Origin of the sequence: Methylobacterium sp. HMF5984, assembly GCF_045033435.1 — a bacterium.
Taxonomy (GTDB): Bacteria; Pseudomonadota; Alphaproteobacteria; order Rhizobiales; family Beijerinckiaceae; genus Methylobacterium.
Genome location: NZ_JBJFLN010000001.1, coordinates 2,481,462 through 2,502,666, shown reverse-complemented (window position 1 = coordinate 2,502,666; position 21,205 = coordinate 2,481,462). Strand labels below are relative to the sequence as shown.

Genomic DNA, 21,205 nt, shown 5'->3' with positions numbered 1-21,205 from the left:
GTGCCGCTGATCCTCGAGACGATCGTCACGACGCTCTCGCGAGAGGGCGCCCTGCACCTCGTGCCCTTCGGCCTGATCGCGGAGGGCGACGACTACGTGCTGGCGCCGTTCCGGCCCTCGCCGACGATCCTCAACCTCGAGGCCAACCCCTGCTTCTGCGCCTCGAGCCCGCGCGACGTGCGGGTGATCGCCGGCGCGGTCACCGGGCGCCGGGACTGGCCGACGGTGGCGTGCGACCGCATCCCGGGCCGGCGCCTCGCCGACAGCTTCGGCCACGCCGAGTTCGAGGTCGCGGCGGTCGAGGCCGACCCGACCCGGCCGCGCTACCGCGGGCGCCAGGTCCACGCGGCGGCGCACGCCCCGTTCATCGGCTACAACCGGGCGCAGGCCGCGGTGCTGGAGGCGGCAATCCTCTCGACGCGGCTCCACATGCTGACGCCCGACAAGGTCATGGCCGAGATGCGCTATCTCGCCATCGCGATATCCAAGACGGCCGGCCCGCGCGAGCGGGAGGCCTGGGACTGGATCGAGGACAAGGTCGCCGCCCATCTCGGGACGGACGGCCGCATCCTCGCCGACACCGCCGCCGCACGAGACGGCGGATCAGGAGTGACACCCCCATGAGGATCGAGCTGCCCATGATGAGAAGACTGGCCCTCACGAGCGCCGTGGTGATCGCCGCGGTGGCGGCGACCACGGCTCAGGCCCACGGCCCGACCCGCAAGAAGGTCGAGGAGACCGTCGAGATCAACGCCAGCCCGGACAAGGTCTGGAAGGTGATCGGCAACTTCCAGGACATGAGCTGGCTGCCGCTGGTCGAGAAGACCGAGGGCAAGGAGGGCAACACCCCCGACAAGGCCACCCGCGTCCTCACGCTCAAGGGCGGCGCCACCGTCGAGGAGAGCCTGTACAAGTACTCCGCCGAGAAGATGAGCTACTCGTACCGGATCACCAAGGTCGACGTGAAGACCCTGCCGGTGAACGATTACTCGTCCACGCTCAAGGTCGAGGCGGACGGCGACGGCAAGTCGAAGGTGTCGTGGGACGGCGCGTTCTACCGCGGCTACATGAACAACGATCCGCCGCCCGAGCTGAACGACGAGGCCTCGCAGAAGGCCGTGCGCGGCCTCTACCGCACCGGTCTCGACGCGCTGAAGGCGCAGGTCGAGAAGGGCTCTTGAGCCGTTCGATCACATCGCGACGCGGAGGCCGGCTGCGCGCCGGCCTCTCGCTCGCCCTCGCCCTGTGGCTCGTGCCGCTTGCCGCGCGCGCCGCCGAGGCGGTGGTCACGGTGCAGGGCGACAACGCCGTCGACGTGATCGACCTCGAGGCCGGCACGATCCTGCAGCGCATCCCGGTCGCCGGCTCGCCCGCCGGCATCGCGCTCTCCCCCGATCGCAGGACCGCCTACGTGACCTGCCCCGACGCGCCGGGCATCGCCGTCGTCGACCTGACCGCGCGCAAGGTCGCGCAGGTGCTGGCCCTTCCGGGCGGCCCGCTCGGCATCGCGGCGAACCCGAGGAGCGGCGCCGTCTACGTCGCCGACTGGTACGCCAAGCGGGTGTTCGTGCTGGTGCCGGGTGAGGCGGGCCTCAGGCTCGACGGCGAGATCGCGGTCGGGGCCTCGCCGTCGGGCATCGCGGTGACGCCGGACGGCGCGACGCTGCTGGTGGCCAACCGCGAGGCGGACACGGTCTCGGTGGTCGACGCCGCGACCCGCCGCGAGACCGGGACGATCGCCGTCGGCCACCATCCCTTCGGCATCACCCTCGATGCGCAAGCCAAGCGCGCCTACACCGCCAACGTCACCGGCGACGACGTGTCGGTGATCGACCTCGCCGCGGCGCGCGAGGTCGGCCGGGTGAAGACCGGCCAGCGCCCCTACGTGATCGCCCTGACGGGGGAGCACGGCTTCGTCACTGACCAGTATTCCGGCACCGTCACGGTGTTCGATCCTGCCACCCTCGCCCCCGTGACCCGGATCGAAGTCGGCGACCACCCCGAGGGCATCGCCGCCACCGCCGACGGGCGCTCGGTGATCGTCGCCAACTGGGGCTCGAACACGCTCTCGGTCATCGATGCGCGGACGCTGACGGTGACCCGCGAGATCAAGACCGACGACAGCCCGCGGGCGTTCGGGGATTTTCTGCGCTGACGTCGCGCCGGGCGGAAGCCTGACGTGGCGCGGGTCCCTTCCCCCAGGGGGAGGACAGGATGAGGGGCGTGCGTTTTCCGGCGCGGTCACGCCCCTTACCCCAACCCTCTCCCCATGGAAGAGGGCGTGGTCCCGCGGTCGATCACGCCGCCTCGGGCGGCTCGCCGTCCTCCGGGCCCTCCGGCGCGTGCAGCATGTCCTCCAGCTCGTCGATCAGCCGGTCGATCTGGTCGGGCGTCGCCAGCACCTTGACGGTCTCGCCGTCCTCGGTGGCGAGCGCGAGCTCGATATGCGGGCCGACCCGGGCGGTGAGGACGCGGGCGAGGATCTTCAGGGCGCTCATCGGTCTTCCTTCGAAACCAGCGTGTCGGCGGAGAGCAGCGCGACGGCGAGCGCCGGGCCGCAGGTGGAGGCCCAGTCTGGCCGGCCGGCGATGCGATCCGCCAGCACCTCGGTGAAGGGCAGGCAGCGCCGGCCGAGGCGCCGGGCGAGGGCGTCGGCCAGGAAGGCGCCCGCGCCGCAGGCGATCACGGGGGCCGCGGCCGGGATGTCGGGGCGCGAGAGCAGGGTGGCGGCCGCGTCGTGGAGCAGGCGCAGCTGCGCCTCGGCGAAGTGGCCGGCAAGCGCCCGCCAGTCCTCGTCCGTCCCCTCCCCGCGGTCGCGGCCGATCATCCGGGCGAGCCGCGTCTCGCTTTCGGGCACCGACTTGCCCTTGCCGTCGCCGCTCGCCTGCTGGTCGGCGCCCTCGGGAAGGTCGCCGGTGATGCGGTGGACGTCGGCCGCGTGCGCGAAGGTCTCGGACATCAGCCGGGTGCGGCGGCCCCGGAACGGCGCATGGTCGGAAAGCGCCAGCAGCGGCGTGCGCACGACGCCGGTATAGACGAGCTCCCCCGTCTCCAGCCGCTCGGCGTCGCTGTAGCCGGCGGCGGCGGCGCGGCCTCCGACGATCGGGATCAGGTCGGCGGTGGTCGAGCCGACGTCGACGAGCAGCGCGTCGGGCACGTTCCGCCCGAGCAGGGCCGCGGTGGCGTGCCAGTTCGCCGAGGCGATCTCCGCGGCGTTCGGCTCCGCATCCCGCGGCGCGACGAAGCCGGCGCGCCCGGCATAGATCGCGACCTCGCCGGCCAGGTGCGTCGCCGCCCAGCCCGCGAGCTGCGCGACGCCGTCCGTCCGGTCGGCGAAGCAGTCGGTGAGCTCGCCGGTCATCGTCACGGCGTGCGCCGCCTCCCCCCGCGCCCAGTCGGGCAGCCCGGCGAAGGTGGCGTCGAGGGCGGGCAGCCCGCGCCAGAGCGGGCACGGCGCCTGCACCACCGCGCGGACGATGCCGCCCTCGACCAGCGCCGCCTTGACGTGCACCCCGCCGAGATCCCATCCGATCGTCCTGGCAGGGCGGGGAAGCGGATGCGCGGCGGGCAAGGGCGATCTCACTGATGGGCGACGCAGAGGGCGAGGGCGCGACGACGCCGTTCGCGGTGATTCCGGTGATCGACCTGCGCCACGGGCGGGTGGTGCGGGCACGCGCCGGCGAGCGACAGAGCTATGCCCCGATCGAGACCCCGTTGGCAAAGGGCTCGGCGCCGGCCGACATTGCCGGCGGCCTCCTCGCCGCGGTCCCGGCGCGGACGCTCTACGTCGCCGACCTCGACGCGATCGTTGACGGCACGCCCCCCGACCTCGGGGCGCTGGCGGCGATCGCGCGGGCCTGCCCCGGCATCGGCCTCTGGGTCGATGCGGGCTTCGCCGAGGCGGCGACGGTCGAGGCCTTCCTCGCCGCCGGGCTCGGCCGCCCCGTGATCGGCAGCGAGAGCCAGGCCGACGAGGGCCTCGTCGTCCGCCTCGGCGACCGGGCCGTGCTCTCGCTCGACAGCCGCGGCGCGAGCCGGCTCGGGCCGCCCGGCCTGCATGCGGATGCCCGCCACTGGCCGCCGGAGGTGATCGTGATGACGCTCGCCCGCATCGGCGTCGGATCGGGGCCGGACCTCGCCGGGCTGGAAGCTGCCGCGCGCCTGGCGCCCGGCCGCCGGATCTACGCCGCCGGCGGCGTGCGCGGCCCGGACGACCTCGCCGCGCTCCGTCGCGCCGGGGTCGCGGGCGCCCTGGTCGCGTCGGCGATCCATGACGGCGCCCTCCGCGCCGGGGACCTGCCCTGAACCTTCCGGCCGTGGCACGCCGCTGCTAGGGTGCCGGCAGGCACCGAGCGCAACGCGACAGACGGCAAGACCAATGGAAAAATTCACCACCCTGGAGGGCGTCGCGGCGCCCATGCGGATCATCAACGTCGACACCGACCGGATCATCCCGAAGCAGTACCTCAAGACGATCAAGCGCACCGGCCTCGGCAAGGGGCTGTTCGCCGAGATGCGCTACCGGGACGACGGCTCGGAGAACCCGGACTTCGTGCTCAACCAGCCGGCCTACCGCAACGCCAGGATCCTGGTGGCGGGCGACAATTTCGGCTGCGGCTCGTCGCGCGAGCACGCGCCCTGGGCGCTGACCGATTTCGGCATCCGCTGCGTGATCTCGACGAGCTTCGCCGACATCTTCTTCAACAACTGCGCCAAGAACGGCATCCTGGCGATCGTGGTCTCTCCGGAAGACCTCGAGAAGCTGTTCGAGGATGCCGAGCGCGGCGCCAACGCCACCCTCTCGGTCGACCTCGAAGCGCAGACCATCCGGGGCCCGGACGGCGGCACGCTGCACTTCGACATCGATCCCGGCCGCAAGGAGAGCCTGCTCAACGGCCTCGACGAGATCGGCCTGACCCTCAAGCGCGCCCCGAAGATCGACGCCTACGAGGACAAGCTGGCCGCGCGCGGCTGGGCGTGAGCGCGGCCGGACCGCGGGGGAGCGTCCGCACCGCGATCCGGCCTTAAGCCTGCGTTAACCGTTCCCTCATCAGGCTCCGGCGCCCCGGACACCATGCGAGCGACGACGATGCGGCGAGACTCCTGGCAGCGATCCTCCCGCAGGCCGATCCTGCCGTGGCTCGCCCTCGCCTGCCTCACGGCGACCGGCGCGCGGGCCGACTTCCAGTCCTGCCTCGCCGGCCTGCAGCAGCAGGCGGCGGCGCAGGGCGTGTCGGCGCAGGCGTTCCGCAGCGCCACCGACGGGATCAGCTTCGACGACAAGGTGATCGAGCTCTCCCAGGCGCAGCCCGAGTTCAAGACGCCGATCTGGGACTACATGGCGGCCCTGGTCGACGACGAGCGCGTCGACGACGGCAAGGCGGCGATGCGCCAGTACGGGCAGGCCCTGGCGCAGGCAGAGGCCCGCTACGGCGTCGACCGCTTCACCATCGCCGCGGTCTGGGGCGTGGAATCGAACTTCGGCAAGAACCTCGGCAAGATGCCGCTGGTGCAGTCGCTGGCGACGCTGGCCTGCTCCGGTAACCGCCGCCGCGACTTCTTCCGCGGCGAGCTGATGGCGACGCTGAAGATCATCGACCGCGGCGACATCGAGCCCGGCCGCCTCACCGGCTCCTGGGCCGGCGCCTTCGGCCAGACCCAGTTCATGCCGACGACCTACCAGCGCCTCGCCGTCGACCTCGACGGCGACGGCCGCCGCGACGTGGTCGACTCGGTGCCCGACGCCGTCGGCTCGACCGCGAACTTCCTGCACGTCGCGAAGTGGTCGAACGGCCAGGGCTGGGGCTACGAGGTCAAGCTGCCGGCCGGCTTCAACGCCGGTGCCGCGGGGCGGAAGAACAAGAAGCCGGTCGGCCACTGGGCCGCGCTCGGCGTCAAGCGCATCGACGGGCGCCCGCTCTCGGCCGAGGGTCCCGTCGGCATCATGATCCCGGCCGGGATCGAGGGGCCCGCCTTCCTCGTCACCAGGAACTTCGACGCGATCTACTCCTACAACGCCGCCGAATCCTACGGGCTCGCAATCGCCGTGCTCTCCGACCGCCTGCGCGGCCGGCCCGGCATCCAGGCGGAGTGGCCGACCGACGACCCGCCGCTGTCGCGGGCCGAGCGCCGCGACCTCCAGGCCCGGCTGACGGCGCGCGGCTACGACGTCGGCGAGCCGGACGGCAAGGTCGGCGCCAAGACCCGCGACGCGATCAAGGAGATCGAGCGCAGCCTCGGCATGCCGCAGACCGGCCGTCCGGGCGCGAAGGTGCTGGAAGCGTTGCGCCGGTGAGCCGGCGCCTGATCGGCTCGGGCTCGCCGTTCGAGGCCGCCTACGGCTATTCGCGCGCGGTCGTGACGGGCGGCTTCGTGTTCGTCGCCGGCACCACCGGCTACGATGACGCGACGATGACGATGCCGGAGGAGGCCGCGGCGCAGGCCGAGGCGTGCTGGCGCACCATCGCATCGGTGCTCGCCGAGGCCGGATCCGGCCTGGAGCGCATCGTGCGGGCGACCTACTACGTCACCGATCGGGCGGATGCCGAGACGGTGCTCGCGGTCTGCGGGCGCGTGCTGGCCCAGGTCCGGCCGGCCGCGACGCTCCTCGTCGTCGCCGGCCTGCTGCGCCCCGAGATGAAGCTCGAGATCGAGGTCACGGCGACCTTAGGGTGAGACGGTTGCGCCGCCCGATCAGTAGGGCGTCCCGTAATACGGCCGGCGGACCGGGCGGTAGCGGTCCTGAACGGGACGGCCATAGCCGTCGCCGTACGCCCCGAGATAGGGATCGAGCCGCGGATCGCGGTAGTTGCCGTTGTTGACGCCGGCCGAGCGGTCGTTGCCGTTCAGTGCCGCGTAGGGCGAGAGGCCGCTGCCGCTGTCGCTGCCACCGCCTCCACCGCCGCCGCGCGCGAGCACGGCGCCGGTCGAGCCGAGAATGAGGCCTGCCGCCAGCACGGCCCGAACCGTCTTCCGCGTCGTCGTCTTGACTGCCATCGTCGCCTCCCGATCTCGCTGCATGCCGGATCCAGGCGAAAAACCGGTCGCGGCGACGCGAGGTTCCCGAGGGCCGGGGGCGACGAAAGCGCCGACCTTCTCTCCGCCACCGGTCGTCGACGCGGCAGGGCCCGTCGCCCGGGATTCGAGCAGACCCCGATGACCCCCGGCGGCGACGGCGGGACGAGATGGCGTCGGGGCGAGCCGATGGCTCAGCCCGGCCACCGGGGCCTGCGCCGGACGACGCCTAGTGCCGGTAGCGTTCGGCGAGGGCCATGAGGGCTCCTGCGAGCTCGGTGAGGTTGGCCGAGGCCGCCTCGACCTCGCGGGTGCCGGCGGCGGTCTGCTGGCTCGCCTGGCGGATGTTCTGCAGGGCGCCCATCACCTGCTCGATGCCGAGCTGCTGCTGGTTGGTCGACGCCACGATCTGCTGGAAGGTCTGCACGTTCTCCTCCACCCGCCCGGTGATCTCCTCGATCGTGCGCTGGGTCGTGTCGGAGCGCGCCTTGCCGGTGGCCGCCCGCTTGACCGCCTCCTCCGTCAGCATCACCGAGGTGTTGATGCCGCGCTGGATCTCCGAAAGGATGCCGCGCACCTGCAGGGTGGCCGCCTTGGCCTGGTCGGCCAGAAGCTTCATCTCCGAGGCCACCACCGCGAAGCTGCGCCCGCTCTCCCCGGCCGCCGCCGCCTCGATCGCGGCGTTGAGCGCCAGCAGGTGCGTGCGCTCCGAGATGTCGTTGACCGTCTCGATGATGTCGCCGATCGTCTGGGTCTTCTCCGACAGCGTCACGATGTTGCCGGCCACCGCCTCCGCCTGCTCGCGGATCGCGTCCATCGCCCGCGCCGTGTCGGCCACCGCGCGCAGGCCCTGGCGCGAGGTCTGGGCCGTGGCCTGGGCGGTGGCGATCACCTCGCCGGCCCGCTTCGTGATCTGCGCGCCCGAATGGGTGATCTCGTCCACCGTCGCCGCCGTCTCCTGCACCGCCGCGAACTGCTCCTCCACCGAGGCCGCCTGCTCCTGCGCCGAGGCGCGGATCTCGGCCGCCGCCGCGTTCAGGTCCGACGTCGCCGCACGGTTCGTCCGGGCCAAGTCCGCAAGCCCAGAGACCATCCCGTTCAGCGTACGCCCGAGGCGACCGATCTCGTTGTGGCCGCCGTCCCAGAGCGTCCCGGACAGGTCGCCCTGACCGACCTGCTCGACGAAGGTCATCACCCGCCCGAGCGGCCGGACGATCACGCGGTTGATGGCGATCCCGATCCCGATGCAGATCAGGAGCGTGATCAGGGCCGCGCCCCACAGGGTCAGGAACGCGGTCCGCTGCGCCTCCGCGACGCGATCGTTCAGCGCGTTCCGGGCATCGTCCTGCTTGGTCTCGATGACGGCGAGCTTTTCGCGCAGGGTGTCGAACAGCTGCTTGCCATTGCCTTCGGCCTCGACGCGCGCCGCCTCGGGCCGTCGCGCCGGGTCGGCGGCCATGCGCACGGCCGGCTCGCCGATCTCGGCCTGCCAGGTGCGGGCGGCGGCGACGGCATCGGCCAGCAGGCGCGACGTCTCGGCCTCGCCGCTCGTCAGCGCCCGAAGCCGATCGATGGTCTCATCGAGCGCCGGGCGGCCGGCCCGATAGGGCTCGAGGCTGCTGTCGCGCCCGGTGATGAGGTACCCGCGCAGCCCGGTTTCCTGGTTGAGCATGGCGCCGCGAAAGGCGTCGAGGCCGCGCGCCACGAGCGTCACCTTGCGACGGGCCTCGGTCGCCTCGTTCAGGCGGTCCAGCGTGAACAGGACCGTGCCGCTGCCGAGGACCGACACGAGCGCGATGGCGCCGATCGCGCCGCCGAGGGTGCGGTTGAGGCCAAACGTGTTCGGCATGTTCGAGCGTTCCTGCGCAGACCTGTGGGCGGCGCCCTGCGGTCCCCTTGCCGGCGCAGTCGGCCGAGTCGGCATTCGAATCAAGTGCGTGCGGGGTTCATCGGTCGACGACGCCGATAGGGATCGTGCATCCGCTCATCAAATCCGGCCCGATTCCGGCGTGCCTCTCGAAGCCGGCCGCGCGGCGGATCTCGCCGGCCGCCATGCGCGGATCGCGGCGCCCGGACCAATGCGTGGCGCTGGGGCGGACGCCCCCGAGATGCCGTGGAGACGGTGCCGCCCGGGCGGCGATGGGAAACCCGTCCCGCACCCGAGGGGCATGACGACCGAGCCGCAGGGCGGCGGGACACGACCCGCGATCGGGAACCGGCCTCAACGCAACAGGGGAAGCTCTGCGCCGAGCAGGCAGAGGCCGACGATGAACAGCCCCGCGCCGATGACCTCCAGTCGCAGGCGATAGGCGGGCATCAGCAGGGACGCCGCGACCAGGCCGGTCCCGACGACGAGGCAGATCAGGCTTGAGGCCAGCATGGGCGGATGTCCTTCCGCCCACCCCCTACGTCGCGCGATCGAGAAAGTTTTGCCGGCGCGGGCGCGGGCCAGCAGATCGCCGTCCTCTGGCGCCGGCGGCGCAGGAGCCCTAAAGCCGGCGCATGCTGAACGCACCGACGACGCGCCGCCCGCTGGTCCTCGCCGCGGTGATGGCGGCGATGTTCATGATCGCGATCGAGGCGACGATCGTCTCGACGGCGATGCCGCAGATCGCGGGCCAGCTCGGCGACCTCCATCTCTACGCCTGGGTGTTCGCCTCCTTCCTGCTGACGCAGACCGCGACCACCGTGGTGTTCGGCAAGCTGTCCGATCTCTACGGCCGGCGCCCGGTGCTGCTGTTCGGCATCGCGGTGTTCCTCGTCGGCTCGCTGCTGTGCGGCATCGCCTGGTCGATGCCTTCGCTGATCCTGTTCCGGCTCGTGCAGGGCGTCGGGGCCGGCGCGATCCAGCCCGTGAGCATGACCGTGGTCGGCGACCTCTACGCGGCCCGCGAGCGCGGACGGGTCCAGGGCTACCTCGCGAGCGTCTGGGGCGTCTCGTCGGTGGCCGGGCCGCTCGCGGGCGGGCTGATCGTCGGGCATCTGAGCTGGCCGTGGATCTTCTGGATCAACCTGCCGGTCGGCGTCCTCGCGGCCGTCCTGTTCCTGCTGTTCCTGCGCGAGGAGGTGGAGCGCAAGCCGCGCCGGATCGACGTGATCGGGGCGGCCCTGTTCACGGTGGCGATCGCGGCGCTGATGATCGCCCTGACCGAGACGTCGGCCGCGCCGGCCCTCGCCGTCGCCGCCGGCCTGACCTTCCTGGCGGCGATCGCGCTGTTCGTGCTGCAGGAGCGGCGGGCCGCCGACCCCATGCTGGATTTCTCGCTGTGGGGGCAGCGCCCGATCCTCACCGCCAACGCCGCGACGCTGCTCTCGGGCATGGCGATCATCGGGCTCACCGCCTTTCTCCCGATGTACGTGCAGGGCGTGCTCCGGCAATCGCCGCTCGTCGCCGGGTTCACCCTGACCCTCATGGTGCTCGGCTGGCCGATCGGCGCGACGACGGCGGCGCGCAGCTTCGTCCGCTTCGGCCTGCGACCGGTCCTGCTGCTCGGCGCCGCCCTGCTGCCGATCGGCGCGACGGCCTTCGTGGCCTTGGGCCCGGAGACCTCGCCGGTCGTGGCGGCGGCGGGGTCGATCGTGATGGGCCTCGGCATGGGCTTCCTGTCGACGGCGGCGATCGTGATCATCCAAGACAGCGTCGCCTGGGGGCAGCGGGGGGCGGCCACCGCCTCGAACATCTTCGCGCGCAACCTCGGCTCGACGCTCGGCGCCACCGCGCTCGGCGCCGTGCTGAACTATCGCCTGATCCATCCGGACGGCGGGACCGGGGTGGATCCCGACCAGCTGCGCCGCCTGCTCGACGACCCGGCGAGTCTCGGCGCAGCCGGCGAGGCGGCCCGCCTCAGCCTGCAGCACGCCCTGCACGGCACCTTCTGGACGGTCTTCGCCGTCGCGCTGCTGACGCTGTCGGCATCCCTGCTCGTGCCGCGCGTGGCGATCGCGGAGGCGGCGCCGGCCGTCGCGGAGTAGCATTCGGCAGCTACGCTCGGTGCTCGGCAGCCTCGCGTCCGGGCATTTTCTTCGTATCCGATCGCCCGTCCTGTGCCGCACGCTAGCATCCTGGTCGCCATGCGAGCCGAGACGCGATCGGAGCGACGGCACGGTCGTCCGAGCCCCCACCCAGCTTGTCGCCGGCACCGGCTCGCGGTAGGCAGGAGCAGGGTTTCCGTCGCCGTCTTGCCGCCCCACGTTGAGCGGCGACGGTACCGATGCCTAAAAGCAAGCTGGGATAACGGCTTGGGCCTGTAGCTCAATGGTTAGAGCCGACCGCTCATAACGGTCTGGTTGCAGGTTCGAGTCCTGCCGGGCCCACCAATCATCGCAGCGACTTAAGCAGGCATTGTTTTATGCCCCGGGGCGGTCGCCCAACGATTTGCCCAACGGAACGCTCTTTTTGCCCCTGTTTTTGAAGGCTCCCGCGGCGCCGGATTGAAAGTCCGGGTGGTGGTGACCGTAGACGTTGATCAACACGTCAGGCGTCATGCCGAGGAAGCCGGACGCCTCCCAGATGCTGACGCCGCGCTGCATCAGCCAAGTCGCCGCGGTGTGCCGGAGGACATGCGGTGAAGCAGCTTCCTCAAGGCCGGCAAGGCGGACCGCCGATGCGAAGGCCGTCTTGACCGACGCAACGGGCTTGCCGTTCCACTCGACCGCGAACTCGGGCATCGTTCCATCGCGGCGCGGCGTCACCGCCCAGCGGCGCAAGTGCGCCACGAGGTGCGATGGCAGCTTCACGACGGGCTGCCTCTTCTTCGTAACGCGATTGCCCTCGGCTCGCCGGTAAAACAGCCCCTTATCGAGATCGACATAGGCCCTGCCCTTACCGCGGTGGAACGAAGCAGCAGCAAGCACTCCGGCAGGTGTGCCGGTATAGAGGCCGAGCAGGATAAACCGCGCGAGGTGCCGAAGTGGGCGCTTGTCGGTCTGAACTGCCTAGCCGAGGTTCGCGCCCCGATGGACGGTTTGCTTCTCGCGGTAGCGCCAGCACACCCAGAGCAGGCCGGCGGCCTCCTCTCTCGTTAGGAAGCGGTCTCTCCCCTCCCCTTTCTCTGGCAACGGGACTTTGACGATCTCACGATGCAAGCCTTCGGTCTGGTGATGCCCGATGGCCGCCCGAAGGTCTTCTAGGTCGCGCCGGGCGCCGCCGGTCCGTTTGCTGCTGGCCCTATGAAAGTGCTCGCCCACGCAGCAGGTATGACGACCGCCGAGGCGCCGTCCAATCTGGATATCCGGAACCAACGCCGACAAACGCCGCGACGTGCTGGACCTATTCGGTCACAGCATCACCGATCGCAAGATCACTCGACGGGCAGGCGTTTCCCCTCAGACCGTTGGCAACACCCAAAAGTCGCGGCCATGACCCCGCGCCAGCATGCTGCCTTCAACCACAGGTTTATGAGCTGGCAGCCGAAAGACCGCCAGCCCTGATGGCCTTAATAGCCGCCGTAGAACCGGCGGGGACCGCCGTACTCGTAGTCGCCACCGCGACGACCATACCCGCCGCCGTAGCCGTATGCTGGCCGCCCCTCATAGTACCCTCGAGGACCACCACCGTAGCCGTATCCACGGTCGTTCGGCCGGCAGCGTCCCCACGGATTTGGATGAAAGCCGGGGCCACATCCGCCAGCCACAAGTTCGATTACCGCATCACTGCGGATCTGACCGGACAAGAAGGGAGCGGCATTCGCCGAAGTCGCCGAACCAAGCCCTGCGGCTATCAAAACGGCAATTCCCAGCACCTTCATGCGCGTCATGACCTGAACCTCGTTAGCGCCCGGCATCGCTCTCATCCAGCCGGCGAGTTCGAAGGCTGCACCTCAGTCGCTGAACCGATGCTGACCCACTGCCAAGCGATCCGTTCAGCCACGGCAACCGAGGTACTCAACGCCATCAACGGCACCGACCTAGCAGCACGGAAGATTAGGACATGATCCCTTGCGAACAGGCCGCCTTTGCCGCTGGCATCCAAGTCGCTCAACAGGCCCTCGCTGCCCTCTTCGACCGTTACGACCGCGCCTACGTCCTATTCTCGGGAGGCAAGGACTCGGCCGCCCTCGCCCACCTCTGCCGGCCCTGGCAGGACCGGACAACGTTGCTGTGGGTGAACGCTGATGCCGCGCCCTTCATGCGCGATCACGTCCTGCGCCATCGCGCCGACTTCGAGGTGGTCGAGCTGCGCCCGGATCGGCCCATGGTCGAGAACTGGCAGGAGTGGGGCGTCCCCGCCGACCTGGTTGCGGTCGAGAACCTTGCTACGGTCGGGTGGCGCGAGCCGAAGGTGCAGCCCTGGTTATCCTGTTGCGGCGTCCACCGCGTGCAGCCGGCCGTCACCTTCATGGAGGGCGTTCGCAGCCCCTGCCCTCTGCTCATCGGTCAACGTACCGCCGATGGGGGCGGCACCGTCGCCGGGCTCGCCAGCGCGTTCCCTGCACATATCGAGGTCGCCATGCCCCTGTGGTCGTGGACCGACGCGGAGGTGTGGACCTTCGTCGCAGAACAGGGCATCCGCCTGCATCCGCACCACGCCGAGTGCCCGACGAGCATTGAGTGCGTTCGCTGCCCAGCGAACCTCTCGGCCGAGAAGCTGCGCCTGCTCGATCGCCTCTATCCCGAGGATGCCGCCTCCGCTCGCAACGCAGCCCGCTACACACTCGCCGCCACTGCCGCCAAGGCAACCGAGGCGCTGGCCGTTCTTAACGGTACCGGCCGGGCAGCCAGGGAGATCCGATCATGACCCTGCTCACCATCACTTACCCAACGAGATCAGCACCATGATCCGCCCTCGCTCCACCAGTCACGTCGCCGCCCCGCCAGCTGCGAGCCGCGAGGCAGAGGTGACGTCAACGATAGCCCCGCCCCAGCAGGAGACCATCGCTCCGATCATTGAAGCGCTGATCGCGGTCGTTGCGGCCGTCGAGAGCCAACCCGCGGATGGTCCGGCCTGGAAAGCCTTTCAGTCCGCCATTCGTCGAAAGGGCGAAGAAGCCTCAGAGGCGGGTGGCAGTGACACGATGGAGGCCGTTGCTGCGCGCGGTCGCCGACGCCGCTCCTGACCGTTCTGAGCGTCGCGAAACCATCATCGCTGCGGCATGGGCCGGCCTGCCTGGATGGCGCTCATGATCCCAGCCGACATCGCTGCGAAGCTCGCCAAGATCCTGCCTCGGCTCGCAAGCGAGCATGATGGAGAGGTGGTGGCTGCGGCGCATGCGATGGGACGGACGTTGGCCGCCGCGGGGCTCGACTGGCATGCTCTCGCGAGGATGATCGAGATTGCGCCCGCCCGGTTTGCGCCATCCTCGTTCCCGCAGCGCTCCTCGACCAGCCCTGACCCCGGGAGCGAAGCGCCGAACGCACCATGTCGCCGAACAGGGATGCGTCTCCGGGACACGCAGACGATCGAGCCATGGAGCAGGGTCGCGCGCTATACCTGGATGCTCGATTGGACGATGCCGAAGGCGTTCGGCGGTCGCTTCCTGAGCAAGACAGACCGGGACCGCCTCAAAGGCTTCGAGGGGGATGTCTCCGTCACGAATGCCGACGCTGCCTGGATCGAAGCTGTCGTCATCCAGGCGCATCAGGCGGTCGAGGCGTGGCGCAATCGGGGGAATGCCGCAGCATGACCTCTCACAATCAGACTGCCTACCATCCCAGCCCGAGCCCCCGCGTATCCTCACTTGGCTCGGCTGACCGTAGGTTCTCTATCAATACCACTAAGGCCGCGAGCGCTGCCGCGCGCTGCTCGGCCACCCGGCCGTTTTTTGTGTCGAGAGCTGCTGCAAAGAGGTTGGACGCTGCGACAGCCACTTCGAGCGCCGAGCCGAGTGCTGGCGAGACAACGATGCGGCGTTTCAAGCTCGCGGCCGTGCTGGACGTGGCAGACGCCATCATCCCATGCATGCCAGGTGAGGCCGTTTCGACCGCGCTTACCCACGGTCGCATCACCGTCGCGATCAACGGCTGCAGGCCGGTCTCCTCAAGAATTCCAGCCATTCAACGCCTCTACCTCTCGGCGGTCGCGATCGTGTTTGCGCCCGAGAGCCGGACACTGACACGCCTGAGGCTGCGAGCGCCATGGACGGCCTACCGATGACCCCATGGGAGAGCCTTGCCCCTACCCAGGTCCGGCCAACCGCGCACACAAAAACGGCGGGGCTCTCGCCCCGCCGCTCGAACCTCAAACCGGACCTGGCCTCTCTGCGATCAGAAGCCGACGACAGCGCTCGCCGTACCCACGGCCGTTGCGACGAGACCGCAAGCGAAAGCTCCGATCATCAGGTAGTTGAACAGCTTCATTTGCATGCCTGTGAACCTGTCAGCCGATCAGCAGCGGTTTCCGCCGGCGGTCTGGCCGTACTGCTTCACCGGGAAGTGCTGCTGGTTGGCGTTGCCCTCGGCAGCCGAACTCATCGGGCAAGTTGCCGGGTCACGGTGGAAGCCAGCGTCGTAACCGTTGAACGAACCCGTCGTCTCAACCTCGTAGGGCGAGAACCCGGTGTGGCGGGCGGGCCGATCGTAGGCCATTGCAGACGAGATCGAGGCAACGCCAACAACAAGGGCGGTGGCGATGGCGGCGATACGGGTCTTCATGGTCGTATTCAAACTCCTATGCAGGACAATCCCTGGATCGGGCTTGTTCCCTTCTGCTTGAAACTAAGATGGGGTGCCGATTTCATTCTCGACGTGACGCCGCGCACGCGCCGACGTGGATTAAAATACCTTGGAGCACAGGCATGACCCCGCGCGAGCAAGCCGCCTACAACGCCGGCCTCCGCGCCGCCATCCACGGCGCTCGCACCGCTGCGATCACGATGGAGACCGCACCTGGCGCGACGGACGTGTGCAAGCAGGCTGCCGTCGCTGCCCTCTACGCCTTCGCCGAGAGCGCCGCGGCGCTGGCCCTCACGAAGAAACCCGATCCAACCCACCAGGAACCGTGATGAACGACCTGCACAAGCGCCTCGCCAAGCTGGAGGTGGCGACCACGCCGCCGGCCATCCCTCATCAGACCCACCGGTTTCTGATGGAGGGACCTGCCGGATTGCCGCCTGAGGATGCCGTCGCGTTCCTGCGTTCAAACGGGCACGAGGTGCGGGACGAGGACTTGAACATCATCCGGGTCGTCACCGACGCCGAGAATGGTCAGCCGATCGATCTGCTGTTGCGCGACCGGACGGCGGAGGTCCGTCAGGGATAGCCCCGCGCCTGTATTTCTCCTGTACTATCAGGCGCATGACAGTGGCCGCAGGCATCAGCTTTAGCGTGGATCGAAGGACATGGCGGAGAACATAACGCAGTTCGAGAAGGGACAGAGCGGCAACCCGAACGGGCGGCCCACGGGCTCCCGCAACCGCACGTCCTTGGCGATGGAGGCCATCCTGGAGGGCGAGGGCGAGGCCCTGACCCGCAAGGCGATCGAGATGGCCTTGGACGGCGACGGGCCGGCACTGCGGCTCTGCATGGATCGGCTGATGCCGGCTCGGAGGGATCGCCCTGTCACGTTCGAGTTGCCCGCGATCAAGAGCACCGCCGACATCCCCAAGGCGACGAGCGCGCTGCTCCACGCGGTCTCCTCCGGCGATCTCACACCATCCGAGGCGGCCGATGTCGGCAAGGCAATCGACGCGCATGTGAAGGCCATCGAGGCGCACGAGTTCGCCGAACGCCTCGCCGCCCTGGAACAGACATCTGGAGGAAAGCGATGACACCACGTGTGATGGACAGGCTGACCCGCCTGGAGGCGGAGGCCGCCCCCCCTTCGGCCGGCAAGCACCTCGTCTTTCAGGTCGAGGCTCCCTCCAGGACGCCGCTCAGCGATATCATCGCCTTCCTGAAGGCTCGCCGCCACGCCATCCACGACGGCGACGACGCCTTCGTCATGAACGTCGGGGCGTCCCGCATGGCCGAGGGCGAGCCGCCGCGGGACCTGTCGCCCGCCATCCTGACGGAGGAGGCGCGTGCGCAGGCTGGGGCAGCCGGCCTGTGGCCGAAGACCTGCGCCGCCTTCACCTTCCAGTTGGACTGGCCGAGGAACGTGCAATGACCCCGAAGCTGATCGAGCGTCTGAACCGCCTGGAAGCCGGACAGGCAGGGCGCGCTGGCCAGGGACTGGCATCCCGCGAGTTGACTCAGGTCTGGCTCCGGGCCGTCGCCATTGCGCTCGGCAGCTATCCTCGGCCGCGCGCGTCAGGCCCGCTGCATCTGGAGGACTCCTACAGCGACGGCTTCGCTCGGGCGCTCGGATATGCCGATCATGACGACATGGAGGCACAGGCTGAAGCGAACCCCGAGGAGTGGAGCCAGCGGATCGAACGGGCAGACGCTGCCCTGTGCACACGGTACGGAGCAGGTGAATGTCTGGACCCCGCCGAGCGCGGGCACATTCTCTCCACCGCTGCCCTCGACGAGTGGGCGACGGCGAAGTCGCAGAACCCTGACTGGCCCGGGGCCGACGACAGCGGCACCCTCGCCCGCGCCCTCACCGCCTACGGCGTTCCGGCCGAGTTTGTGAAGGCGCGGCTTAGTCAGACGGAGTGCAGCAGCGCTTATTCATCGTCCCAGACCATCGTGTCCTGACGGATGGAGGCTACCTCCGTTCCAGTGCCGTCCACATCGATCACAAGGGCGATTTCGGCATCGCGGGTAGCGACTTCCTTCTCAGCAGTCCGTTTGGCAGCGGAGAGATCCTCTAGATCCTTCACTACGCTGACGATGGCGCCTTCCCGGTAGAAGTCGATGCGGTAGGTCATGCTTGACCATGCCATGCGCTCTCGCCGCAGCCAAGGCGGGGGCCGGACCCCGGCCATATTGATTGGCTCGATGTAAGAGATGCTACGCTGGCCATCGGCCTGGAACTGACGGCGGGCGAGTGGCGCGCGCGGCACGTCTCGGAGCAGTGAGGTATTTGCCGACGGTAGGAGCCCAGCTGCCCTATATGGCGCTCATCGCGGTACGAAAGAGCACGATGGCCATTGAAGCAGCATTCCTCACCTACGCGACGAAGCGCATCGCCGACATCAGCCAAGCTGTTGAGATGATGGAGGCCAAGACCCGAAAGGTAAGCGAGGTGCAGCCTGGAGGGCAGGAGGTCGATATGACGGATCAGACCCTGGCTGCGTACAAGGCCGAGCGTGAAGCGCTGCAGGGGATCAAGAACGAGCTTGAGGCGGGAAATACCGTCTAAAGACCGAACTTCGCGCGATCGTTTTTTTGGACACGTCGCAAGAAGGGTCGCCTTGAAGCAAGTGAGCCGTCGCTTAAGCTTTGTACCTTCAGCAGCATAGCTCCTCAGCTCGCCATAGCCCGCATTTCGTGTGCGCTCTCCCGCAGGACGTAACCGCGGCCCCAGATGGTCTCGATGTAGTTCTTGCCCCCGCTGGCGTTGGCAAGCTTCTTCCGAAGCTTGCAGATGAACACGTCGATGATCTTCAGTTCGGGCTCGTCCATGCCGTTGTAGAGTTGGTTGAGGAACATCTCTTTGGTGATCGTCGTCCCCTCCCGCAGGGAGAGGAGTTCCAGCATCTGGTACTCCTTGGTGGTCAGCGGAACCCGCTTCCCGCCAATCTCGACGATCTTCTGATCGAGGTTGATGATCAGGTCATCGATCGTGATTACCGCTTCGGCATGCCCCTGTGACCGGCGGACGATCGCGTGGATGCGGGCCACGAGCTCGTCCTTGTGGAACGGCTTGGTGAGGTAGTCGTCGGCGCCGAAGCCGAGGCCCTTCACCTTGTCCTCGATGCTGGCCATCCCTGAGAGGATCAGGATCGGGGTCTTCACCTTGGCGACCCGGAGCTTCCTGAGCACGTCATAGCCAGACATGTCGGGCAGGTTCAGGTCGAGCAGGATGATGTCGTAGTCGTAGAGCTTACCGAGATCGATCCCCTCCTCACCGAGATCGGTGGTGTAGGTCACGAACCGCTCGGATTTGAGCATCAGTTCAATGCTCTCCGCCACCGACGCATCATCCTCGACCAGCAGAACACGCATCGTCGAACCCCTAAAATTTAAAAAAACTCCTAAAGCGCGATCCCTAACAGAACCTTGACGCCTAATTCGGTAAGTTGTTATGTGGAGCGAAAAGTATTTAAGGGTGATAATATGACCGGTGGTGCGATGCTCGTTTCAGGGCGTGACGAATTCGAGATGACGGCCGACCTCGTCGCCGCTTTCGTATCAAATAACAATGTCCCGGCCAGTGAATTGCCGGCGCTGATCACCAGCGTGCATGCCGCCATCAATGGTCTCGGCAACGGAGTCAAGGCTGAGGCTGCTATCCCCGAGAAGCCGACCCCCGCCCAGATCCGCAAGTCGGTCACCCCGGACGGCATGGTCAGCTTCGAGGATGGCAAGACCTACAAGACGATGAAGCGCCACCTCACGCTTCGCGGGCTCACACCGGAGAGCTACCGTGCGAAGTACGGCCTGCCGTCTGACTACCCCATCGTATCGGCCGCCTACTCCGCCAAGCGGTCCGAGCTGGCACGTTCACTCGGCCTCGGCCAGCTGCGGCGCAAGGCAGCCGCTTAGGCTCCTGAGACGGGAGGAGCGATCTCCTTGGCAACTAAGCCCGTGGTCAGAAGCCCAAGGCCGTAGAAGCCTCAGAGGCAGCCCCGAAGGCCCGCGGTCGCAAGAAGGTCGCCAAAGTGGCCTGACGCCGCTCAGCGGCCCGTTCCGGCACACCTCGGCACTCGCCACGGTGACGTGCTTCTAACCGAGGAGCCGCATCCCACGTTCGGGCCAAGTTGCGTATCGGCCTAGCTGGTAAGATCCGGGGTTCCCCCGTCCCGTGAGCGGATCGGGACGGGGCCGAACCGAGGTCGCTGTAGGGGTTGATGTGACATCGCCACGATCGCTTCCCGTGCTCGTCGTGGACGATGTGCCTTTGATCCGTGCCGTGGTGCGGGCGACGCTCGAACAGGTCGGGCTGACCGAGGTACACGAGGCTGGCGATGGAGCTGCCGCGCTCGCGATGCTGAACCAGCGCCGCTATGGCCTCGTCATCGCGGATTGGAACATGCATCCGATGACCGGCTACGAGCTGCTCCGTCAGGTGCGCGACGATCCACAGCTCCGCGAGACGCCGTTCGTCATCATGACGACGAAGGAGCAGGCCCACTGCTTCGTCGCCGCGCGGCGGGCCGGTGTGAATGCCTGCCTCATCAAACCGTTCATGCCGGCAGCCCTGCGCGAGACGATCAAGCAGGTTTGGTCTGGTAGCGGTACGCCAGCCGCGCAGGTCCAGGAAGCCGCGACGGTGCTGCTGTAGCCAAACACCTTTTAGGATTGCATGGTATCTACAACAGACCTCAACGCGTCAGTGAAGCGGGCTCGCGACCTAGGGTCGGCGGCGCGCAGATATGCTGTGACCATGGCGATCAGGTACGCTTCTTTTTGCTCTGCCAAGAGCTTGGCCGCATGCGAACCAGGAACTGCACTGAAGGTGGAGACGGGCAAATCCAGCGCGCCCGCAACACGGGACAGTGCCCTCTCTACTTCGCCCACCGGATCGTCAGGCCCATCGCGCATAACGTTCCCTCCCAGTATCGCTCTCGGAGCGTGAGCCGGTCTTTCCCCTGAAGAGCCCCTACGAAGGGCATCGCCAACTCGGCACGGTAAGTCCATCAATCTGACTTGTGAAGGAGAAGCCATCAGACCTCCGCTGGAACCGTTCTGGTGTTTTTTGACTAAAGCGGTATCTCGGTATCAGCCGTGAGAGGGCAGAATGCGGGTCAACGCGATCGATGGCTTCCATGAGGACTTAGAGCACCTACGGGCTGCACTCGACGCCTCGTGCATCGTCGGAACATGGGATTGGGACCACGTCCGCGGGATCGTCGTCTATGATGCCGGGGCGGCTTGGCTTCTGACTGGAGACCGGGATCTGGCTGACCGCGAAATCAGCGGAGCGGCGGCAGCTGCCGCCGTTCATCCAGCCGATCAGGAATGGCTGGCCGAGCACATGAAGCGCGCTGCAAAGGCAGGCGGTCTCGTGCTGGCCGAATACCGCATTCTTGCCGACGACGGCTCCGTACGGTGGCTGCTCAATCGCGGGCGGTCACATCTGGACGACGTTGGGCGACCGATCCGCTTGACCTGACCGGTATTTTGGACCGAGCCGATTGAGAGGCTACTGCATGGCCGCTGCTGGCCTGACCGGCTGGCTTTGGACCGGGCTGATTGAGAGGATCAG

The 21,205-nt window shown here is 68.3% G+C and carries 31 protein-coding genes and 1 tRNA gene; 21 read left to right on the top strand and 11 right to left on the bottom strand.

What is annotated here, in order from left to right; genetic code table 11:
* Genes ACFZ8E_RS12115 through ACFZ8E_RS12105 form a run of 3 tightly spaced genes read left to right on the top strand, consistent with a single transcriptional unit; the run spans window position 1 to window position 2,155 of the window.
* Window positions 1-624, top strand: coding sequence for a DUF447 domain-containing protein (locus ACFZ8E_RS12115; RefSeq protein WP_147729340.1), 624 nt, complete (start codon window positions 1-3; stop codon window positions 622-624).
* 17 nt (window positions 625-641) lie between these two features.
* Complete coding sequence (locus ACFZ8E_RS12110) at window positions 642-1,181, top strand: SRPBCC family protein (protein WP_243938988.1); 540 nt, start codon at window positions 642-644, stop codon at window positions 1,179-1,181.
* A 32-nt stretch (window positions 1,182-1,213) separates the two neighbouring features.
* Entirely contained in the window at window positions 1,214-2,155 is a 942-nt protein-coding gene (locus tag ACFZ8E_RS12105) for a YncE family protein (RefSeq protein ID WP_405044377.1), read from the top strand.
* 142 nt (window positions 2,156-2,297) lie between these two features.
* Here ACFZ8E_RS12105 and ACFZ8E_RS12100 read toward each other — a convergent pair whose 3' ends face one another.
* Window positions 2,298-2,498 (bottom strand): hypothetical protein, encoded by a 201-nt coding sequence (locus tag ACFZ8E_RS12100; protein ID WP_147729338.1) that lies wholly within the window; start codon window positions 2,496-2,498, stop codon window positions 2,298-2,300.
* Complete coding sequence (locus tag ACFZ8E_RS12095; RefSeq protein ID WP_405042849.1) at window positions 2,495-3,571, bottom strand: hydantoinase/oxoprolinase family protein; 1,077 nt, start codon at window positions 3,569-3,571, stop codon at window positions 2,495-2,497. Before ACFZ8E_RS12095 ends, ACFZ8E_RS12100 begins: the two co-directional genes overlap by 4 nt.
* 14 nt (window positions 3,572-3,585) lie before the next feature.
* Here ACFZ8E_RS12095 and ACFZ8E_RS12090 point away from each other — a divergent pair, with 14 nt between their 5' ends.
* From ACFZ8E_RS12090 to ACFZ8E_RS12075, 4 genes are all read left to right on the top strand, one after another.
* Window positions 3,586-4,305 (top strand): HisA/HisF-related TIM barrel protein, encoded by a 720-nt coding sequence (locus tag ACFZ8E_RS12090; protein ID WP_405042848.1) that lies wholly within the window; start codon window positions 3,586-3,588, stop codon window positions 4,303-4,305.
* Window positions 4,306-4,378: 73 nt separating this feature from the next.
* On the top strand, window positions 4,379-4,981 hold the full coding sequence (gene leuD / locus ACFZ8E_RS12085) for a 3-isopropylmalate dehydratase small subunit (protein ID WP_147729235.1): 603 nt from the start codon (window positions 4,379-4,381) through the stop codon (window positions 4,979-4,981).
* Between the two features lie 108 nt (window positions 4,982-5,089).
* Window positions 5,090-6,295, top strand: a complete 1,206-nt coding sequence (locus ACFZ8E_RS12080) for a lytic murein transglycosylase (protein WP_147729234.1) — start codon at window positions 5,090-5,092, stop codon at window positions 6,293-6,295.
* Complete coding sequence (locus ACFZ8E_RS12075; protein ID WP_243948518.1) at window positions 6,292-6,675, top strand: RidA family protein; 384 nt, start codon at window positions 6,292-6,294, stop codon at window positions 6,673-6,675. The genes ACFZ8E_RS12080 and ACFZ8E_RS12075 overlap by 4 nt, the downstream gene beginning before the upstream one ends.
* Before the next feature lie 18 nt (window positions 6,676-6,693).
* On the opposite strand, the gene ACFZ8E_RS12070 is transcribed toward ACFZ8E_RS12075, so the two are convergent.
* The 3 genes from ACFZ8E_RS12070 to ACFZ8E_RS12060 all read right to left on the bottom strand — a co-directional run bounded on the left by ACFZ8E_RS12070 (window position 6,694) and on the right by ACFZ8E_RS12060 (window position 9,394).
* Window positions 6,694-6,996, bottom strand: coding sequence for a hypothetical protein (locus tag ACFZ8E_RS12070; protein ID WP_243948519.1), 303 nt, complete (start codon window positions 6,994-6,996; stop codon window positions 6,694-6,696).
* 247 nt (window positions 6,997-7,243) lie between these two features.
* Window positions 7,244-8,863, bottom strand: coding sequence for a methyl-accepting chemotaxis protein (locus ACFZ8E_RS12065; RefSeq protein ID WP_405042847.1), 1,620 nt, complete (start codon window positions 8,861-8,863; stop codon window positions 7,244-7,246).
* A gap of 372 nt (window positions 8,864-9,235) precedes the next feature.
* Window positions 9,236-9,394, bottom strand: a complete 159-nt coding sequence (locus ACFZ8E_RS12060) for a hypothetical protein (RefSeq protein WP_187275542.1) — start codon at window positions 9,392-9,394, stop codon at window positions 9,236-9,238.
* Between the two features lie 122 nt (window positions 9,395-9,516).
* On the opposite strand from ACFZ8E_RS12060, the gene ACFZ8E_RS12055 reads away from it, so the two are divergent.
* Together ACFZ8E_RS12055 and ACFZ8E_RS12050 are read left to right on the top strand one after the other, a co-directional pair.
* Window positions 9,517-10,986: an MDR family MFS transporter gene (locus ACFZ8E_RS12055; RefSeq protein WP_147727823.1), complete on the top strand. Its 1,470-nt coding sequence runs from the start codon at window positions 9,517-9,519 to the stop codon at window positions 10,984-10,986.
* Window positions 10,987-11,255: 269 nt separating this feature from the next.
* Window positions 11,256-11,331 (top strand) — tRNA-Ile (locus ACFZ8E_RS12050).
* A 30-nt stretch (window positions 11,332-11,361) separates the two neighbouring features.
* Here the strand turns inward: ACFZ8E_RS12050 and ACFZ8E_RS12045 are convergent.
* Window positions 11,362-11,751 carry a tyrosine-type recombinase/integrase gene (locus ACFZ8E_RS12045; protein ID WP_243946726.1) on the bottom strand — a complete coding sequence of 130 codons (390 nt, stop codon included), beginning with the start codon at window positions 11,749-11,751 and terminating at the stop codon, window positions 11,362-11,364.
* 698 nt (window positions 11,752-12,449) lie between these two features.
* A complete protein-coding gene (locus tag ACFZ8E_RS12040) occupies window positions 12,450-12,737 on the bottom strand; it encodes a GCG_CRPN prefix-to-repeats domain-containing protein (protein WP_243937723.1) in 288 nt (95 codons plus the stop codon).
* On the opposite strand from ACFZ8E_RS12040, the gene ACFZ8E_RS12035 reads away from it, so the two are divergent.
* The 3 genes from ACFZ8E_RS12035 to ACFZ8E_RS12025 all read left to right on the top strand — a co-directional run bounded on the left by ACFZ8E_RS12035 (window position 12,618) and on the right by ACFZ8E_RS12025 (window position 14,636).
* Complete coding sequence (locus ACFZ8E_RS12035; RefSeq protein ID WP_243937724.1) at window positions 12,618-12,947, top strand: hypothetical protein; 330 nt, start codon at window positions 12,618-12,620, stop codon at window positions 12,945-12,947. The two genes, ACFZ8E_RS12040 and ACFZ8E_RS12035, sit on opposite strands and share 120 nt — an antisense overlap.
* On the top strand, window positions 12,944-13,750 hold the full coding sequence (locus ACFZ8E_RS12030) for a phosphoadenosine phosphosulfate reductase family protein (protein ID WP_405042846.1): 807 nt from the start codon (window positions 12,944-12,946) through the stop codon (window positions 13,748-13,750). The genes ACFZ8E_RS12035 and ACFZ8E_RS12030 overlap by 4 nt, the downstream gene beginning before the upstream one ends.
* A 382-nt stretch (window positions 13,751-14,132) precedes the next feature.
* Window positions 14,133-14,636, top strand: a complete 504-nt coding sequence (locus ACFZ8E_RS12025; protein WP_243937678.1) for a hypothetical protein — start codon at window positions 14,133-14,135, stop codon at window positions 14,634-14,636.
* Between the two features lie 19 nt (window positions 14,637-14,655).
* On the opposite strand, the gene ACFZ8E_RS12020 is transcribed toward ACFZ8E_RS12025, so the two are convergent.
* Both ACFZ8E_RS12020 and ACFZ8E_RS12015 read right to left on the bottom strand, forming a co-directional pair.
* Window positions 14,656-15,006: a hypothetical protein gene (locus tag ACFZ8E_RS12020; RefSeq protein ID WP_243937679.1), complete on the bottom strand. Its 351-nt coding sequence runs from the start codon at window positions 15,004-15,006 to the stop codon at window positions 14,656-14,658.
* A gap of 330 nt (window positions 15,007-15,336) precedes the next feature.
* A complete protein-coding gene (locus tag ACFZ8E_RS12015; protein ID WP_243937680.1) occupies window positions 15,337-15,603 on the bottom strand; it encodes a hypothetical protein in 267 nt (88 codons plus the stop codon).
* A 143-nt stretch (window positions 15,604-15,746) separates the two neighbouring features.
* Between ACFZ8E_RS12015 and ACFZ8E_RS12010 the strand changes: the two genes are divergently transcribed.
* The 5 genes from ACFZ8E_RS12010 (at window position 15,747) to ACFZ8E_RS11990 (ending at window position 17,589) form a co-directional block, all read left to right on the top strand.
* Window positions 15,747-15,953, top strand: a complete 207-nt coding sequence (locus tag ACFZ8E_RS12010; RefSeq protein ID WP_243937681.1) for a hypothetical protein — start codon at window positions 15,747-15,749, stop codon at window positions 15,951-15,953.
* Window positions 15,953-16,210, top strand: a complete 258-nt coding sequence (locus tag ACFZ8E_RS12005; RefSeq protein ID WP_243937682.1) for a hypothetical protein — start codon at window positions 15,953-15,955, stop codon at window positions 16,208-16,210. Before ACFZ8E_RS12010 ends, ACFZ8E_RS12005 begins: the two co-directional genes overlap by 1 nt.
* Window positions 16,211-16,289: 79 nt before the next feature.
* The gene (locus ACFZ8E_RS12000; protein WP_243937684.1) at window positions 16,290-16,718 is read left to right on the top strand and encodes a DUF5681 domain-containing protein; all 429 of its coding nucleotides are present in this window, start codon (window positions 16,290-16,292) and stop codon (window positions 16,716-16,718) included.
* Window positions 16,715-17,056 (top strand): hypothetical protein, encoded by a 342-nt coding sequence (locus ACFZ8E_RS11995; RefSeq protein ID WP_243946732.1) that lies wholly within the window; start codon window positions 16,715-16,717, stop codon window positions 17,054-17,056. Before ACFZ8E_RS12000 ends, ACFZ8E_RS11995 begins: the two co-directional genes overlap by 4 nt.
* Window positions 17,053-17,589, top strand: coding sequence for a hypothetical protein (locus ACFZ8E_RS11990; protein WP_243946734.1), 537 nt, complete (start codon window positions 17,053-17,055; stop codon window positions 17,587-17,589). The genes ACFZ8E_RS11995 and ACFZ8E_RS11990 overlap by 4 nt, the downstream gene beginning before the upstream one ends.
* Here the strand turns inward: ACFZ8E_RS11990 and ACFZ8E_RS11985 are convergent.
* Window positions 17,559-17,762: a hypothetical protein gene (locus ACFZ8E_RS11985; RefSeq protein ID WP_243937690.1), complete on the bottom strand. Its 204-nt coding sequence runs from the start codon at window positions 17,760-17,762 to the stop codon at window positions 17,559-17,561. The two genes, ACFZ8E_RS11990 and ACFZ8E_RS11985, sit on opposite strands and share 31 nt — an antisense overlap.
* 185 nt (window positions 17,763-17,947) lie before the next feature.
* Here ACFZ8E_RS11985 and ACFZ8E_RS11980 point away from each other — a divergent pair, with 185 nt between their 5' ends.
* Window positions 17,948-18,196 carry a hypothetical protein gene (locus tag ACFZ8E_RS11980; protein ID WP_243946736.1) on the top strand — a complete coding sequence of 83 codons (249 nt, stop codon included), beginning with the start codon at window positions 17,948-17,950 and terminating at the stop codon, window positions 18,194-18,196.
* Window positions 18,197-18,300: 104 nt separating this feature from the next.
* Here the strand turns inward: ACFZ8E_RS11980 and ctrA are convergent, their stop codons facing one another.
* On the bottom strand, window positions 18,301-19,002 hold the full coding sequence (ctrA, locus tag ACFZ8E_RS11975) for a response regulator transcription factor CtrA (RefSeq protein ID WP_405042845.1): 702 nt from the start codon (window positions 19,000-19,002) through the stop codon (window positions 18,301-18,303).
* Between the two features lie 111 nt (window positions 19,003-19,113).
* Here ctrA and ACFZ8E_RS11970 point away from each other — a divergent pair, with 111 nt between their 5' ends.
* The 3 genes from ACFZ8E_RS11970 to ACFZ8E_RS11960 all read left to right on the top strand — a co-directional run bounded on the left by ACFZ8E_RS11970 (window position 19,114) and on the right by ACFZ8E_RS11960 (window position 21,112).
* Window positions 19,114-19,542: a MucR family transcriptional regulator gene (locus ACFZ8E_RS11970; RefSeq protein ID WP_243937693.1), complete on the top strand. Its 429-nt coding sequence runs from the start codon at window positions 19,114-19,116 to the stop codon at window positions 19,540-19,542.
* 331 nt (window positions 19,543-19,873) lie between these two features.
* Window positions 19,874-20,281, top strand: coding sequence for a response regulator (locus ACFZ8E_RS11965; protein ID WP_243937694.1), 408 nt, complete (start codon window positions 19,874-19,876; stop codon window positions 20,279-20,281).
* 456 nt (window positions 20,282-20,737) lie between these two features.
* A complete protein-coding gene (locus ACFZ8E_RS11960; protein ID WP_405042844.1) occupies window positions 20,738-21,112 on the top strand; it encodes a PAS domain-containing protein in 375 nt (124 codons plus the stop codon).
* Window positions 21,113-21,205 lie beyond the last annotated feature (93 nt).